This window comes from Sphingomonas sp. BK345, from assembly GCF_014193845.1.
Lineage (GTDB): Bacteria > Pseudomonadota > Alphaproteobacteria > Sphingomonadales > Sphingomonadaceae > Sphingomonas.
This window is the reverse complement of sequence record NZ_JACHZX010000002.1, coordinates 398,464-413,047: the sequence shown is the minus strand read 5'-3', so window position 1 is coordinate 413,047 and position 14,584 is coordinate 398,464. Positions and strand designations below refer to the sequence as shown.

At 70.6% G+C, this 14,584-nt stretch carries 14 protein-coding genes, 1 tRNA gene and 2 pseudogenes; 12 read left to right on the top strand and 5 right to left on the bottom strand.

The window, feature by feature from the left end:
* Positions 1 to 58: 58 nt before the first annotated feature.
* On the bottom strand, positions 59 to 568 hold the full coding sequence (locus FHY03_RS07090; protein WP_183920727.1) for a cysteine hydrolase family protein: 510 nt from the start codon (positions 566 to 568) through the stop codon (positions 59 to 61).
* 130 nt (positions 569 to 698) lie between these two features.
* Between FHY03_RS07090 and FHY03_RS07085 the strand changes: the two genes are divergently transcribed.
* The 7 genes from FHY03_RS07085 to FHY03_RS07055 all read left to right on the top strand — a co-directional run bounded on the left by FHY03_RS07085 (position 699) and on the right by FHY03_RS07055 (position 7,539).
* A complete protein-coding gene (locus FHY03_RS07085; RefSeq protein ID WP_183929717.1) occupies positions 699 to 1,499 on the top strand; it encodes a thioesterase family protein in 801 nt (266 codons plus the stop codon).
* Positions 1,500 to 1,612: 113 nt separating this feature from the next.
* The gene (locus FHY03_RS07080) at positions 1,613 to 2,272 is read left to right on the top strand and encodes a hypothetical protein (protein WP_183929716.1); all 660 of its coding nucleotides are present in this window, start codon (positions 1,613 to 1,615) and stop codon (positions 2,270 to 2,272) included.
* A gap of 48 nt (positions 2,273 to 2,320) precedes the next feature.
* Complete coding sequence (locus FHY03_RS07075; protein WP_183930363.1) at positions 2,321 to 3,040, top strand: response regulator; 720 nt, start codon at positions 2,321 to 2,323, stop codon at positions 3,038 to 3,040.
* A 76-nt stretch (positions 3,041 to 3,116) separates the two neighbouring features.
* Positions 3,117 to 4,430: a HAMP domain-containing sensor histidine kinase gene (locus FHY03_RS07070; protein ID WP_183930361.1), complete on the top strand. Its 1,314-nt coding sequence runs from the start codon at positions 3,117 to 3,119 to the stop codon at positions 4,428 to 4,430.
* Positions 4,431 to 4,780: 350 nt separating this feature from the next.
* A complete protein-coding gene (dcd, locus tag FHY03_RS07065) occupies positions 4,781 to 5,335 on the top strand; it encodes a dCTP deaminase (RefSeq protein ID WP_183920730.1) in 555 nt (184 codons plus the stop codon).
* 265 nt (positions 5,336 to 5,600) lie between these two features.
* Positions 5,601 to 7,253, top strand: coding sequence for a Na+/H+ antiporter (locus FHY03_RS07060; protein WP_183920731.1), 1,653 nt, complete (start codon positions 5,601 to 5,603; stop codon positions 7,251 to 7,253).
* Between the two features lie 7 nt (positions 7,254 to 7,260).
* Positions 7,261 to 7,539 (top strand): UvrB/UvrC motif-containing protein, encoded by a 279-nt coding sequence (locus FHY03_RS07055; RefSeq protein WP_183929714.1) that lies wholly within the window; start codon positions 7,261 to 7,263, stop codon positions 7,537 to 7,539.
* Positions 7,540 to 7,793: 254 nt separating this feature from the next.
* On the opposite strand, the gene FHY03_RS07050 is transcribed toward FHY03_RS07055, so the two are convergent.
* Positions 7,794 to 8,051, bottom strand: a complete 258-nt coding sequence (locus FHY03_RS07050; RefSeq protein ID WP_183920733.1) for a hypothetical protein — start codon at positions 8,049 to 8,051, stop codon at positions 7,794 to 7,796.
* 68 nt (positions 8,052 to 8,119) lie between these two features.
* Between FHY03_RS07050 and FHY03_RS07045 the strand changes: the two genes are divergently transcribed.
* The 4 genes and pseudogenes from FHY03_RS07045 to FHY03_RS07030 all read left to right on the top strand — a co-directional run bounded on the left by FHY03_RS07045 (position 8,120) and on the right by FHY03_RS07030 (position 11,829).
* A complete protein-coding gene (locus tag FHY03_RS07045) occupies positions 8,120 to 8,935 on the top strand; it encodes an RNA methyltransferase (RefSeq protein WP_183920734.1) in 816 nt (271 codons plus the stop codon).
* Positions 8,936 to 9,004: 69 nt separating this feature from the next.
* Positions 9,005 to 9,340, top strand: coding sequence for a hypothetical protein (locus tag FHY03_RS07040; RefSeq protein ID WP_183920735.1), 336 nt, complete (start codon positions 9,005 to 9,007; stop codon positions 9,338 to 9,340).
* Positions 9,341 to 9,608: 268 nt separating this feature from the next.
* A pseudogene (locus tag FHY03_RS07035) lies at positions 9,609 to 10,487 on the top strand (integrase core domain-containing protein).
* Between the two features lie 142 nt (positions 10,488 to 10,629).
* Entirely contained in the window at positions 10,630 to 11,829 is a 1,200-nt protein-coding gene (locus FHY03_RS07030; protein WP_183929712.1) for a glycosyltransferase family 1 protein, read from the top strand.
* A gap of 5 nt (positions 11,830 to 11,834) precedes the next feature.
* On the opposite strand, the pseudogene FHY03_RS07025 reads toward FHY03_RS07030, so the two are convergent.
* The 3 genes and pseudogenes from FHY03_RS07025 to FHY03_RS07015 all read right to left on the bottom strand — a co-directional run.
* Positions 11,835 to 12,026, bottom strand: a pseudogene (locus FHY03_RS07025) (transposase); the annotation flags it as partial.
* A gap of 300 nt (positions 12,027 to 12,326) precedes the next feature.
* Positions 12,327 to 12,776, bottom strand: coding sequence for a hypothetical protein (locus FHY03_RS07020; RefSeq protein WP_183929710.1), 450 nt, complete (start codon positions 12,774 to 12,776; stop codon positions 12,327 to 12,329).
* A 94-nt stretch (positions 12,777 to 12,870) separates the two neighbouring features.
* Positions 12,871 to 12,946 (bottom strand) — tRNA-Thr (locus FHY03_RS07015).
* A gap of 154 nt (positions 12,947 to 13,100) precedes the next feature.
* Here FHY03_RS07015 and FHY03_RS07010 point away from each other — a divergent pair.
* A complete protein-coding gene (locus FHY03_RS07010; RefSeq protein ID WP_183929708.1) occupies positions 13,101 to 14,345 on the top strand; it encodes a hypothetical protein in 1,245 nt (414 codons plus the stop codon).
* Positions 14,346 to 14,584: the final 239 nt, after the last annotated feature.

Below are 14,584 nucleotides of genomic sequence, written 5' to 3'. Positions count from 1 at the left end.
GACGTGGATACCGGCTCAGGGCCGGGGATGACGGTGGGCAGAGCGAGGTTCGCTCGCCTCACCCCTGCCGCGTCGGCCATACCTCCGCCGCGGTGACGACCGGGATCTTCGAGCCCAGCGCGGCGAGCGCGACCTGGTGGACGAAGTCGGTCGGTGCGGTGCACAGGTCGCCGACCACGCGGCGGTCGAGCACCGTCGCCTCGGGCGCGAGCGCGGTGTAGGTAACGCAATTCTGCGTCATCATGCCGCAGATGAAGAGCTCACCCGTGTCGAGCAGATGCGCGCCGAGATCGGTCTCCTGGAAGGCGTCGGGATAGCTCTTGGTGATCACCGCGGCGCCCTCCGCCGCGTCCATGATCGCGGGGCGGATCACGCTGCCGGGCTCGTCCTCGGCGAAGGGACCGCCGGCGGCGACGTGGCGCACCAGCACGACCTGATCGCCCGCCGCCTGCGCCGCGGCGATCGCGGCGACGATCCGCTCCTCCACCGCCTCGGCGCGCCACAGCGGCAGCGCGCCGCGCGCGAAATAGGCGTTCTGGACGTCGATCACCAGCAGCGTACGCCTCATGTCATCTCCTCGTTGTCGCAGCCTCCTTCATAGCGCATCCCACGAGGCCGACGGGACGCGCGGCCGACTCTTCTCGCCCCGCGGTGGCGCGCGGCATTGATCCGCCGCGATCCGCGGCTAGCGTGGCGCGATGACCGACCCAGTCTCCGCCACCCCGCTCGCCCAGCTGCTCGCCGCGCTCGTCCGCGACGATGGCGCGGCGCGCTGGCACGGCTCGATCCCGCCCGACTGGCAGCAGGGCCGGACCGCGTTCGGCGGCCTCTCGGCGGCGCTGGCGTTACACGCGGCACGTCAGCTCGAGCCCGAACTGCCGCCGCTACGCTCGGCGCAGGTAGCGTTCGTCGGGCCGCTCGCCGGTGCGGTGACGGTCTCCGCGACGCTGCTGCGTCGCGGGCGCAACGCCGCCTTCGTCGCCGCCGAGGTGAGCGGCGAGGCCGGGCTCGGCGTCCGCTGCACCTTCGTCTTCATGCGCGCGCTGCCCGACGCGCTGGCGCACACCCGCGGCGCTGCGCCGCCCGCGACGCCGCCCGCGCCCGATGACCGCGTGCTGCGCGGCGGCCACCCGCAGGTGGCGTTCACGCGCCACTTCGAGTTCGTCGACCCGCCCGGCCAGGGCGATCCGGCGGCGTGGCTGCGCTGGGCGCGGCTGGCCGAGCGCGACGGGCTCCATCCCGAGGTCGAGCTGCTGGCGATCGGCGACTGCCTGCCGCCCGCCGCGCTGCGGCTGCTCGGCATCGGCGCGCCGGTGAGCTCGATGACCTGGCAGCTCAACCTGCTCGCCCCCGCCCCGACGACGCGCGGCGGCTGGTGGCTGCTGCGCTCCGCCACCGATCACGCGCGCGATGGCGCCTCGTCGCAGCAGATGGCGATCTGGGACGCGGACCGCCGCGCCGTCGCCGAGCAGCTCCAGTCGGTCGCGATCTTCGGCTGATACAAATCGCGACAATATTCCGGCGCTTCGACATTCCGGCGCGACATGCGCGGCCTAGTGCCGCGACACGGACGGGGCCCGAGCCCCGTCGAACGTGTCGAGGGGTGTATCCAATGAAGATCTTGCTCTCCGCCGTGGTGCTCGGCGCCGCCGCGCTCGCCCATGCCGCGCCGCTGCTCGCGCAGGACCTGCCTGCCGCCCGCGCCGACGCGCCGACGCCGGGACCGATGGGACCGCGCGACCCACTCGCCGCCGCCGACGCCGACCGCGACGGCGTGGTGACGCGCGAGGAGGCCGCGGCCGAGGCCGACCGGCGCTTCGCCGCTTTGGACACCAACGGCGACGGCAAGATCGACCGCGACGAGCGCCGCGCCTTCCGCCCACCGCACCGCCCACGCGGCGACATGGCGCCGCCGCCCGGCGAGGACGGTCCGCCGCCGCCCCCGCCGCCGGGTGCGGACTCGCCGCCGCCTCCCCCGCCCCCCGGCCCCGAGCGCGACGGCGGCCGACGCGAACGGGGCGAGCGCGGCGACCGCCATCACCGGCGCGAGCCGCGCGAGGTGACGCGCGCCCAGTTCCGCGAGCGCGCGCTGCGAATGTTCGATCGCGCCGACACCAACCATGACGGCCGCGTCGACCAGCAGGAGCGCGAGGCGATGCGGCTGATGATGCGCGCTCGCCGCATCGGCCCCGACGGCGACCTGCGCCGCCCCGGGCCGCGCGGCGGCGAGCGTGGGGGCGATCGCGACGACGCCGCGCCCGAGCGCGACTGACACCCGGCCCTTCCCATCGAGGCATCAGCTATGGCAGGCCCCGACGACATGGCCGACATCCCGCATCTGCTGCTGGTCGACGACGAGCGCTCGATCCGCGAGCCGCTCGCCGTCTACCTGACCAAGCAGGGCTTCCGCGTCACCCAGGCGGGCGACGCGGAGAGCGCGCGGACACGCATGGCCGCCTATGCGATCGATCTGGTCGTGCTCGACATCATGATGCCGGGCGAGGACGGGCTGTCGCTGTGCCGCCACATCCGCGCCACCGGCGAGACGCCGGTGATCCTGCTCACCGCCAAGAGCGAGGAAACCGACCGCATCGTCGGGCTCGAGATGGGCGCGGACGACTATGTCGTGAAGCCCTTCTCCCCACGCGAGCTGGCGGCGCGGATCAAGGTCGTCCTGCGCCGCACCGCCGGCGGCGCCGTGCGTCAGCACGCGCCCGAGAGCGGCGCCTACGCCTTCGCGGGCTGGCTGCTCAAGACCGGCGAGCGCGCCTTGGTCGACCGCGAGGGCGTCTCGGTACCGCTGTCGACCGGCGAGTACAACCTGCTCCTCGCGCTGGTGCAGCGCCCGCGCCAGGTGCTGACGCGCGACCAGCTGCTCGACCTGACGCAGGGGCGTGAGGCGGCGGCGTTCGACCGCGCGATCGACAATCAGGTCAGCCGGCTGCGGCGCAAGATCGAGGCCGATCCCAAGGCACCCGAGATCATCAAGACGGTGTGGGGCGGCGGCTATGCGCTCTCCACCGACGTGACGCGGCTGTGAGCGCGCCTGTGAGCGCCCTCGTGAGCACGGCGTGACCTGGCGCCGCCTGCCCTGGCCGCGCAGCCTTGCCGGGCAGATGGCATTGCTGGTCGCGCTCGCGCTGTTCGTGGCGCAGGCGATCAACCTCGCGCTGCTGTTGCGCGAGCGGAGCAGCTTCCGCGTCGCGCAGGCGTCGCGCCCCGCCGCCTTCCGCCTCGCCGACGCGATCGACCAGGAAGCGAGCGGTCGCCGCATCGCGCCCGATCGCGGCCGCGTCCGCGTCGCCGCGCGCAGCCCGATCACCGCCGAGATGGCACCGCAGCCGGAGATGGCGCGCGAGGTGCGCGCCCAGCTCGACGAGTTCGGCGTACGGATGCGCCGGGTGGAGGTGGCGATCGCACCGCCGGGCACTTACCAGGTGCCGCTCAGCCGGTTCGAGCGCCGCATGGCCGCGCGCCACGGCCCCGAGCCGCCGCCGGAGACGATCGTGGTCGCCGCGCAGCAGCCCGGCGGGCGCTGGCTGGTGCTGGCGGGCGGGCTGCCGCGCGGCGACACGCGGCTGTTCTGGCGGCTGCTCGCGCAGACGCTGATCCTGTACGGCATGGTGCTGCTGCCCGTGCTGTGGGTGGCGCGGCGCATCTCGCGCCCGCTTCGCGAGCTCGCCGCCGCGGCGCGCGCCTATTCGCCACGCACGCCGCCGCGACCGCTTGAGGAAGAGGGACCGCCCGACGTCGTCGCGGTGATCGCCGCCTTCAACGCACTGAGCCTGCGCGTCACCGCCATGCTCGACGAGAAGGACCGCATGCTCGGCGCGATCGGCCACGACCTGCGCACGCCGCTGGCCGCGCTGCGCGTGCGGATCGAGTCGGTCGAGGACGAGCAGGACCGCGCGCGCATGGCCGACACGATCGCCGAGATGAACCGCACGCTGGAGGACATCCTTTCGCTGGCGCGGCTCGGCCGGCCGAGCGAGCCCGAGACCGAGGTCGATCTCGCCGCGTTGGTCGACGCGGTGGTGGAGGACTTCCGCGATCTGGGCGACGATGTCGCCTTCGAGGAGGCCGAGCGTCTGCGGATGCGGCTACGCCCGTCGCTGATCCGCCGCGCGGTGCGCAACCTGATCGAGAATGCGGTGAAATATGCCGGCGCCGCCGAGGTCTCGCTGCGCGCCGAGGCGGCGAGCGCCGCGATCGTGGTCGCCGACCGCGGACCCGGCATCCCGGCGGACCGGCTGGATGACGTGTTCGGCGCCTTCATCCGCCTCGAGACGTCGCGCAACCGCGAGACCGGCGGGATCGGCCTCGGTTTGGCCCTGGCCCGCGCGATCGTCGAGGAGGCGGGCGGCGCGATCGTGCTCGCCGCGCGCGACGGCGGCGGCCTGGTCGCGACAATCACGCTGCCGCGGGGGTGAGCGGGCAGCGGGCGTGTGGCCGTGCGTCGAGACGGCACGTCGGCAAGCTCAGTGCCTCCTCAGCACGAACCGCGGTGGACCTGGTGATTACACCCATTCGCGCTGAGGAGAGGCTGAGCCTGCCGAAGCCTCGTCTCGAAGCGCCGCTTCCGAGGCGTAAAGCCGTGCGTCGAGCCGGCACGTCGGCAAGCTCAGCGCCTCCTCAGCACGAACGGCGGTGGACAGGATGATACCCCCGTTCGCGCTGAGGAGAGGCTGAGCCTGCCGAAGCCTCGTCTCGAAGCGCCGCCGCCCCCCTTGCGCTCGCCCGGCGCAGCGTCGAAAGCGTCCGCTCACCTGGGGGAGCCTGTATGTCGATCCTGTCGGACCGCTGGATCCGCGAGCGCGCGCAGGGCGAGGGCATGATCGAGCCCTTCGTCGAGGCGCAGCGGCGCGACGGCTGCATCAGCTACGGCCTGTCGAGCTACGGCTATGACGCGCGCGTGGCCGACGAGTTCAAGATCTTCACCAACGTCGACAACGCGATCGTCGACCCGAAGGACTTCGCCTCGAACAGCTTCGTCGATCGCAAGACCGACGTGTGCATCATCCCGCCCAACAGCTTCGCGCTCGCCCGCACCGTGGAATATTTCCGCGTGCCGCGCGACGTGCTGGTGATCTGCCTCGGCAAGTCCACCTACGCGCGCTGTGGCATTATCGTGAACGTCACTCCGCTCGAGCCCGGCTGGGAGGGGCACGTCACGCTGGAATTCTCGAACACCACGCCGCTGCCTGCCAAGATCTACGCCAACGAGGGCGCGTGCCAGTTCCTGTTCCTCCAGGGCAACGAGCCGTGCGAGATCAGCTACGCCGACCGGGCCGGCAAATATATGGGCCAGCGCGGGGTGACGCTGCCGCGATTGTGAGAGGAGGCGAGTCGCCCTTTGCCTCTGCTGTTCCCGGGCGGGAAGCCGGGGAACAGGGTGGGAAAGCTGTCGTGAGACTCACCCGCGTCTCCCACCTTGACCCCGGCTTCCGCCGGGGAACAGGTTGCGTGTGTGGAGCGTCGGTACCGTGATCCTGCCGCCGAGCAGATCGGTTGAGTCGCCGCTGCCCTCACCTTCGCCAACGAGGAGGGAACCCCCATCGCCGCGCGCGTCTTAGAAAAGATCTCAGCAGGAGAGCCCGAAGTTGGATGTCGTTACCCTGTGCCTGTTCCTGTTGCTGGCGGTGGTCGTCAGCGGCACCGTCTCGCGACTCCTTCCCTCCGCTCTCCCCCGCCCGCTGGTCCAGATCGCGCTCGGCGCGCTGATCGGCGCCTTCGCCGGCATCCGGGTGGAGCTCGATCCCGAGCTGTTCTTCCTGCTGCTGGTACCGCCCCTGCTCTTCCTCGACGGCTGGCGCATCCCCAAGGATGAGCTGCTGCGCGACCGCGGTGCGGTGCTCGGGCTCGCGCTGGGGCTGGTGTTCCTCACCGTGGTGGGGCTCGGCTTCTTCGTCCATTGGCTGATCCCGGCGATGCCGCTGGCGGTCGCCTTCGCGCTCGCCGCCGTGGTATCGCCGACCGACCCGATCGCGGTCGGCGCCATCGCGCAGAAGGTGCCGATCCCCAAGCGCATGATGCACATCCTGGAAGGCGAGTCGCTGCTCAACGACGCCTCGGGACTGGTGTGCCTGCGCTTCGCCATCGCCGCCGCGCTCAGCGGCACCTTCTCGCTGAGCGAGGCGCTCGGTACGTTCGCCTGGATGGCGCTCGCCGGAGTCGCGATCGGCGCCGGCGTCACCTGGCTGGCGATCGGCGGCAAGTCGCTGGTGGCGCGCCGCACCGGCGGCGACGACGCGGGGTCGAACATCCTCGTCAGCCTGCTGATCCCGTTCGGCGCCTATCTCGCCGCCGAGCATGTCCACGCCTCGGGCGTGCTCGCCGCCGCCGCCGCCGGGATCGCCATGACCTTCGTCGGCAGCGGCGTCGCGGTGAGCGCCGCGACGCGGATCCGCCGCCGCGCCGTGTGGGACATGCTGCAGTTCACGCTCAACGGCGTGATCTTCGTGCTGCTCGGCGAGCAATTGCCCGCGCTGTTCGCCGGCGCGCGGGCCGCGGTCGCGGGCGCGGGGCACGACAGCGCCTGGTGGCTGCTCGGCTATGTCGCCGCGATCGTCGCGGTACTCGCCGCACTGCGCTTCGGCTGGGTGTGGGTCGCGCTGCAACTGACGCTCTATCGCGCCAAGCAGCGCGGCGACGGTACGAAGGGCAGCCCGCCGCGACGGGTGATCGCGGCCATGTCAGTGGCCGGCGCGCGCGGCGCGATCACGCTGGCGGGTGCGCTGACGCTGCCGCTGGCGCTGCCGAGCGGCGCCGACTTCCCCGCGCGCGACCTCGTCATCCTGCTCGCCTCGGGCGTGATCCTGACCTCGCTCGCGATCGCCGCGGGCGGGCTGCCGCTGCTGCTGCGCGGGCTGACCTTCCCCGCCGAGGACGGCGCCGCGGGCGAGCGCGACCGCGCGCGCGTGGTCACCGCCGAGGCCGCGATCGCCGAGATCGAGCGGGTCCAGCACGCCATGGCGCAGGACCGCGGCGACGCCGATCGCTACACCGACGTGGCGGCGCGGCTGATGGCGCAGTATCGCGACCGCATCGCCCACCTCGACGAGGACAGCGGCGCGCGCGACGAGCGCTCGCAGGACGCCGAGATCGAGCGCGAGCTCCGCCTCGCCGCGGTGCGCGCCGAGCGCCGGGCGCTGTTCGCGCTGGGCCGCCGCCGCGAGATCGGGCTGACGCTGGCGGAGCAGCTCGGCCGCGAGCTCGACCTCGCCGACGCGCGACTGACACGGAAGGGATTGTGAAACGGATATGAGCGAGACGATCGCCGAGCTGTACGCCGCGATGGAGGCCGCCGCCGCCGCGCTCGACTTCGAGGAGGCGCGCCGGCTACGCGACCGTATCACCCTGCTGCGCGGCGGCGCGAGCATGGAAGACGCGGCCGCCGCCGATCTCAGCGGGCTGGCGCGCCAGCGCCCCGGCGCGATGGGTCTGGGCACGAGCCAGCAGCGGGTCACGCCGCCGCCCGGCTGGACTCCCCCGCCCCGCCCCGACCCGATGACGCGCGGCCGCGGCACGCGCCGCCGCTGAGCGGGGTGGGAGGTGAGCTGGAGCGTAGAGGCAACGAGGGTGGAGCCTGTCAGCGCACCGCCGTCACCCTCAGCGCCGTAACGCTCACCGCCGTGATCCTGAACGCGTTTCAGGATCCACGTCGCCGCGCACCCAGCGGCGTCGATGCCTGCGGCGCGGTGGATCCTGAAACGGGTTCAGGATGACGCCATACGAGAGGTGCGCGCCAGACTCACGACGGTATGCTCAGCCGGCGCTCGCCTTCTGCGGCGCTTTCACAACCCGATCGTGTCGAGCGCGGCGGCGAGCTCGGCGTCGATCGTCTCGCCTTGCCGCGGCGACAGCCGGTTGAGCGCGGTCTGGACGCGGCGCTGCGCCACTTGGAGGGTCTTGTGGCGCACCGCGCGCACCTGGTTGGTCCGCCCCGAGCGGCTCTCGCCCAGCAGCGCGGCCCATTTCTCCTCCTCCGCCGCGAGGATGGCGAGCGCGAGCCGAAGGCCGTCGCGCTGGCCGCGCGCGTGATCGTCACTCATTCGCCGTCGCTCCGCCATGGCGCCGGCCGAGGGTGGCACGGCGCGCCCGATGCTCTACGGGCAGTGCCGTGCCCCAGTTGATCCCGATCGTCGACCCCGCCGACCCACGCGTCGAGTCCTATCGCGACATCCGCGAACGCGACCTGGTCGGCCGGCGTGGCCTGTTCGTCGCCGAAGGCGTGGTCGTGCTCGAGAAGCTGATGGAGAGCGCGACGCATCGTGCGACCTCGCTGCTGATCGCCGACAAGCGCGCGGCGGCGCTGGCTCCGCTGCTGGCGCGACTGCCAGCGGACACGCCGGTGTACCTCGCCGCTCCGCGCGTGCTCGACGCGATCGCGGGCTTCCCGCTCCACCGCGGCGTGCTCGCGATCGGGCAACGCGGCGCGGACCTGTCCGCCGAGGCGTTGCTCGGCGGCACGACTCCACCGCGCGACGTGCTGCTGCTGAGCGGCATCGCCAACCATGACAACATGGGAGGCATCTTCCGCAACACCGCGGCCTTCGGCGTGGGCGCGGTGCTGCTCGACGCCGACTGCTGCGACCCGCTCTACCGCAAGGCCATTCGCGTCTCGGTCGGCGCCGCGCTGACCGTGCCGTTCGCCCGGCTCGGGCGCGACGAGGACGCGCTCGCGCTGCTGGCACACCACGGGCTCGAGGCGGTCGCGCTCAGCCCAGCGGGCGCCACCGCGCTGCCGGCGTGGCGGCCGGCGCCGCGCAGTGCGGTGCTGCTCGGCGCGGAGGGACCCGGGCTGGCACCGGCGCTGATGGCGCGGGCGCGTACGCTGCGGATCGCGATGGCGGCGGGGTTCGACTCGCTCAACGTCGCGACCACCTCGGGGATCGTGCTCCACCATCTCGCCACCGCGCGCTCCGGCGGGGCGTAGCGTTATGGGGCGACAAGGCGCTGGCGCGGCGTTGCCGTGCCGGGCCGGCGCGGCATAAGTCTCGTCGCCATGAGTATCCTGTGTACCCTCGGCCTGCACCGCTGGCAGAGCCACCCGACCCTGCGCCCGGGCACCACCGTCCATCGCTGCGCCTGGTGCGGCACGCGCGCGCTGACCCACGGCGGCCGGCAGCGACGGCGCAAGCGGATCTTCTTCGGCGTTGCGCTGCTCGTCTCGGCGGGAATGTGGTTCGTCGGCTACAACCTGCTGGTGCACGGCCGCACGCGCGTGCTCCACACCGCCTCGACCTCGGCGCGGAAGGTGGCAACCGCGGCGTCGCACGGGCGCAACGCGGTGCATCGAATTGAGGGCGACCGCGGCAGCTACGTCGAGGGCAAGGACTGAGGCGCGTGGGGGTGTCCGGCGCCGCGGTCTGCTGGTGGATCGCGGCGCTGAACGGGTCGGACCAGACTGGCGATGATGGTGAGATCGCGCCGAACGAGGCGAGCGCTGATATGCGCTCCGGCGCATCCTGAAGCCGAGCCCGTGGCGGTCGATGAGGCTGGCAAAGACGATGCCACTCGCCAGAGAGGTGGTTCGGGGGATCTGGACAGCGGGGATAGATGGATTGCCGGTCTGACAGCGGCCATGCGGGCCGCGAGCAGGAGGCAAGATGAGCAAGCGACCGCGCCGGAACCACAGCCCGGCGTTCAAGGCCAAGGTGGCGCTAGCTGCCGTAAGAGGCGAGAGGACGCTGGCCGAGTTGGCGCAGCAGTATGACGTGCACCCGAACCTTATGAACCAGTGGCGGGCGCGGCTGCTGGAGGTTGCGGCAGATGTGTTCGGCGCGGAGCCGACGGTGGACGTGACGGCGCTGCACGCGAAGCTCGGTGAACTGACGCTGGCGAATGACTTTTTGGCCGGTGCTTTGGGGAAGGCCGGTCTGTTGTCGAGCGCAAGGCGATGATCGACCGTGGTCATGCGCTGCCGCTGGCCGGTCAGGCCCAGCAGCTCGGGATCAGCCGCGGCAGCATCTACTACCTGCCTCGGCCCGTGATGGACGCCGACTTGGCGATCATGCGGCGGATCGACGGGTTGCACCTGCTCTATCCGTTCGCTGGCATCCCGATGGCGCGCGGGTTCGTCTACCTCGTCGCCATCGTCGATTGGTTCAGCCGGCGCGTGCTGGCGTGGCGCGTGTCGATCTCGCTCGATGTCGGGTTCTGCATCGAGGCGCTGGCCCGCCACGGCAAGCCCGCCATCTTCAGCGCAGTTCACGAGTGCAGCGTTCAGCGCCGTCCTGCATCGCGAGAAGGTCGCCATCAGCATGGACGGCACGGGTCGCTGGCGCGACAACGTGTTTGTGGAGCGCCTCTGGCGCTCGGTGAAATACGAGGAGGTTGACCTTAACCCTTGTGCCCCCGTCCCCGAGGCACGCGCCGGCATCCGCCGCCACCTCGGGTTCTACAACATCTTCAGGCCACACTCCGCGCTTGGCGGTCGAACGCCCGACCAGATATACTTCGACCAGTCGCTTCTCGCGGCGGCGTGATAAACCGCGGCGATCCGCTTATCCATGCCCGCGAGGCTGTTCAGACAAACCAAGCCACCTCTGTCGAGATCGGCGGTGCAGCCCGCTCGACGCGCGCTGTGAACGATGCCATGAGGACGACGGCATTGCGAAAGGAGCACGCATGATCCTGCTACCCAGATTGCGGAGTAAGGTCTCGCAGCTAGATGCTGCGATCAGGTCGGATCCTGCGCTGCCAATCCGGATCGCCTATGATGCAAAGGCTTACACCGACGAGGATCAGGGAGGAGGCAAAGGCAAGTATCTGGCCGAGCTCCTGAGCGGGATCGGCCCGTCAACCGTCGGTTTGATGCAGGACCGGCGATACGACGGCGATCTGCCGGTGATCGCCCATGGCAAGCTGGGCTACCTTGCGTGGCAGCAGACGACGCTTCCGGCGCTGATCGCGGCGGTCCGTGCCGATGTGTTCCTCGCACCCTACAACACGGCCCCGCTACTGCTGCCCGCGCGCACGACGCTCGTCTCGGTTATCCATGATCTCATCCTGCTGGAGCGACCGACCCATCACCGCTTCCTGTCCCGATCCAAGGAGCGCTATCGTGGCTTGCTCCAGCGACAGACGATGCGGCGATCCAACCTGCTGGTGGCGGTGTCCCGCTTCACCGCCGATGCGATCCGCAGGCATGTTCCCGAGGCCGACGTACGTGTAGTCTATAACACGATCGGTGCATCCTGGTTCGTCGAGCGCCCCCTTGGTCCCGTGGCCGAGCCGGACCAACGCTATGTGCTGCTCGTCACGAGCAATGTTCCCCACAAGAACGTCACCCGTGCGATGGAGGCCTTTGCCCGTTTCAAGGCGGCGATGCCGAACGATCCGATCGCGCTCCGGATCGCCGGCGTGCGTTCCTCGGCAGCGCAATTTCAAGCCATGGCAAAGGAGCTGGGCGTGGGTGGCGAGGTTCATGTGGAAAGCTTTCTCTCGGAGAGCGAACTGCAGATGCTCTACCGCGGCGCCACCTGTGCCCTGGTCCCCTCGCTCAAGGAGGGCTTCGGCATTCCTGCCCTGGAAGCGATGGCCTCCGGCGTTCCGCTGGCGTCATCGAACACCTGGTCCTTGCCCGAGGTCGGCGGAAATGCCCCACTCTACTTCGACCCGACGGACACGGGCGCGATGGCATCTACGCTCGAACGGATCTGCGGCAATCAGGACTTGCAACGCGAACTGGCATCCCGCGGACTGGAGCGCGCCAAGGCCTTCCATCCATCCGTTGTGAAACAGGCCATCCGCCACATGTGGGACGATGTCGCGCGGATGACGCGAGACCGGCCCGACCGAGTGACCGCTGCTCGCGCGACATCATAATGGTCCGCCGCCGCCGGCTCCGCGCCGAACACATCCACCGCAACCTCCAGCAGCCGCGCCCGCCACTGGTTGATAAGGTTCGGGTGCACGTCATACTGCTGCGCCAACTCGGCCAACGTCCTCTCGCCTCTTACGGCAGCTAGCGCCACCTTGGCCTTGAACGCCGGGCTGTGGTTCCGGCGCAGTCGCTTGCTCATCTTGCCTCCTGCTAGCGGCCCGCATGGTCGCTGTCAGACCGGCAATCCATCTATCCCCGCTGTCCAGATCCCCCGAACCACCTCTCCTGCTCCCCGTCTAAGCGCCTCACGCGCATCTCGCCCGCTTCTATCGCCGCGTCGTTGATCGCCCGGCAGAGCTGGCGTAACTCTCCGGAAGCGTCGGGGGAGAACATTTTACCCTGCGCCTCGATGAGGTCGAAGACGTCCGTGGCCCAGTGATAGACGATCAGGTCTAGCTCACCCCGAGCCCTGAGGTGCTTTAGGAGCGGCAACTCCTGCTTAAGGCTCGTCCTGGACCGCTCGGCCCACTCCGCTCGCTCGCTGCGGGCCCTCACGGCTCTCGAACCGGACTCCTCGCGCGCTCAGGTCCGCCGCTACCAAACGGCGCAGTTCGGCTCCGGTCTCGTCCCACCGTTCCGCGTTGTCGTCCTCCAGCATCTCCACCCTGAAGGTTTCAGCCGACAAGGCGATCATGGGAGCGTCAAGGACATCGAAAGCTGCATCGTGGCGTCGCTGAGCCTTGACGACGATGTCCTCGTACTGAACCGCCGCCGCTTCGCATTGCGCCATGAAGCCGGAAGTGCCGGGTAGGCCCAAGGAGACTTTGTGCTCTCGACGGGGCGCAACGTCCTTACCGCCCGTGAAGGGCCGGAAGTGTTCCGAAAACGCTCGCCGATATTCGCCCCGGCCTGACGGGTGGACCTTGGTGTGCTTCGGACCCATCAGCATAGCAGCGCTTTTGTACCTTCGCCATGTACGCTGGAGGAGGCAAAAAGCTCGGAGAACCGCGGTTTTAGCGAGAATCTTCCACTTGCAGGAAGGGTGGTGCCGCTTACAGGACTCGAACCTGTGACCCCATCATTACGAATGATGTGCTCTACCAACTGAGCTAAAGCGGCCCGATCGCGCCCGGGGGCACCGCATCGTGGAGCGCGCGCTTAGCAGTGGCTCCCGGACGTGGCAAGCGCTTCCGGACTTTACGCGGAGTTTACCATCCATGGTGCAGATCGGGCGTGACAGGCCGACTCCGCAGGCCTCACTGGGACGATGAGCATGGACACGCCGCGCGGTTACGACGACCTCCGCCACGACCTCGATCCCACCGAGGGCGGCGTTGGCGAAGCGGTGCTCGCGATCGGCGGCGACGAGCGGCGCATGCACGTGCGCGCCTACAATCACTGGGTCTCGCTGCTCGGCGATCGCCCCTATCCCGCCATCGCCGACCTGGAGCCCGCCAGCATCGCCGACTTCGGCGCCAACAGCGTGCTGCTCGACTTCTCCGCGGGCGTGGACGACCCCTCGGTCCAGTTCATCGGCCGCGCGCTGCGCGACGAGTGCGGCGCCGAGCAGACGATCGCGCGGATCAGCGACGTGCCCGCGCGCTCGCTGCTGTCGCGGCTGACGGACCATTATCTGCAGATCATCGCCAATCAGGCGCCCATCGGCTTCGAGGCCGAGTTCGTCGGCACGCGCGGCCATGCCACATTGTACCGCGGCATCCTGATGCCCTTCTCGTCCGACGGGGCGGCGATCGACTTCATCTACGGCGTGATCAACTGGAAGGAGCTGGTCACCGCCGATCATCAGGCCGCGCTCGACCGTGAGCTGTCGGTGGTGCGCGTGCCGCGGCATGATCCCGTTCCCGCCGCCGCCTGGGCCGACGGGCCGCACGCCGACGCCGAGTTCGACGCGCTGCCCTGGCCCGAGGCCGCGCCCCTCGCCTCGCTGGACGACCGGCTCGCCGCCGCGCGCGAGAGCGCGGCCTCGGCGCGCACCGCCGCGACGCGCAGCCACGCCGCGCTGTACCGCGCGCTCGGCCGCGCGCACGATTTCGCGCTGGCCGCCGCGGAGGCGCCCGAGCGGCTCGCCGCGATCCTCGACGAGGCGGCGATCAAGGTGCAGGCGCGCGCGCCGATGACCGCGATCGCCAAGCTGATTTTCGGCACCGATCATGACAAGACGCGGCTGACCGAGCTGGCCACGGTCCTCGCCTGGGCCGCGCGGACCGGGGTCGCCGAGGGCGAGCTGGCCGGCCTGCTCGACTCGGTCGAGGGGGGAATCAAGCGCCTCGTCGCCGACGAGCGCGCGGCGCGCCGGCCGGTGACACGAGTCACGCAGCGGCTGGCGCCGGTGATCGCGGCGCGCGCGCCGCTGGCCGAGCTCGCGCTCGACAGTGGCTTGGCCGAGGGCGAGCCGGTGGTGCTGCTCGGCCGCGCCGTCGCGGGCGGTATCGTGGTGATCGGCACCGTCGGGGACGATGCCAGGCTCGCGGAGCAGGTGCTGCGGCGGCTCGGCTGAGGGCGGTGGTCCCCGGCCTGCGAGGCCGCCCTTGCGGCTAAGCGGCTTCAGGCATCACCACATCATTCACCGTCGTCCCGGACTCGTTTCGGGATCCCGATACGGCATACGCGCCGGCAGCTGCGCTCGCGGATCGGCGAATCCTGAGACAAGCTCAGGATGACGCCGGAAATTTGCGACGGCCCGCCCGCTTCTCATCGGCTTGACTCGGGGTTGAGCCGCGTCGCCGGCCGGCGCAT

What these genes read in the sequence shown, in the direction of transcription:
- FHY03_RS07010 (WP_183929708.1), top strand. Translation starts at nt 13,101, where the DNA reads ATGGACACGCCGCGCGGTTACGACGACCTCCGCCACGACCTCGATCCC.
- FHY03_RS07070 (WP_183930361.1), top strand. Translation starts at nt 3,117, where the DNA reads ATGGCATTGCTGGTCGCGCTCGCGCTGTTCGTGGCGCAGGCGATCAAC.
- FHY03_RS07050 (WP_183920733.1), bottom strand. Translation starts at nt 8,051, where the DNA reads ATGAGTGACGATCACGCGCGCGGCCAGCGCGACGGCCTTCGGCTCGCG.
- FHY03_RS07090 (WP_183920727.1), bottom strand. Translation starts at nt 568, where the DNA reads ATGAGGCGTACGCTGCTGGTGATCGACGTCCAGAACGCCTATTTCGCG.
- FHY03_RS07075 (WP_183930363.1), top strand. Translation starts at nt 2,321, where the DNA reads ATGGCCGACATCCCGCATCTGCTGCTGGTCGACGACGAGCGCTCGATC.
- FHY03_RS07080 (WP_183929716.1), top strand. Translation starts at nt 1,613, where the DNA reads ATGAAGATCTTGCTCTCCGCCGTGGTGCTCGGCGCCGCCGCGCTCGCC.
- FHY03_RS07040 (WP_183920735.1), top strand. Translation starts at nt 9,005, where the DNA reads ATGAGTATCCTGTGTACCCTCGGCCTGCACCGCTGGCAGAGCCACCCG.
- FHY03_RS07020 (WP_183929710.1), bottom strand. Translation starts at nt 12,776, where the DNA reads ATGCTGATGGGTCCGAAGCACACCAAGGTCCACCCGTCAGGCCGGGGC.
- dcd (WP_183920730.1), top strand. Translation starts at nt 4,781, where the DNA reads ATGTCGATCCTGTCGGACCGCTGGATCCGCGAGCGCGCGCAGGGCGAG.
- FHY03_RS07055 (WP_183929714.1), top strand. Translation starts at nt 7,261, where the DNA reads ATGAGCGAGACGATCGCCGAGCTGTACGCCGCGATGGAGGCCGCCGCC.
- FHY03_RS07030 (WP_183929712.1), top strand. Translation starts at nt 10,630, where the DNA reads ATGATCCTGCTACCCAGATTGCGGAGTAAGGTCTCGCAGCTAGATGCT.
- FHY03_RS07085 (WP_183929717.1), top strand. Translation starts at nt 699, where the DNA reads ATGACCGACCCAGTCTCCGCCACCCCGCTCGCCCAGCTGCTCGCCGCG.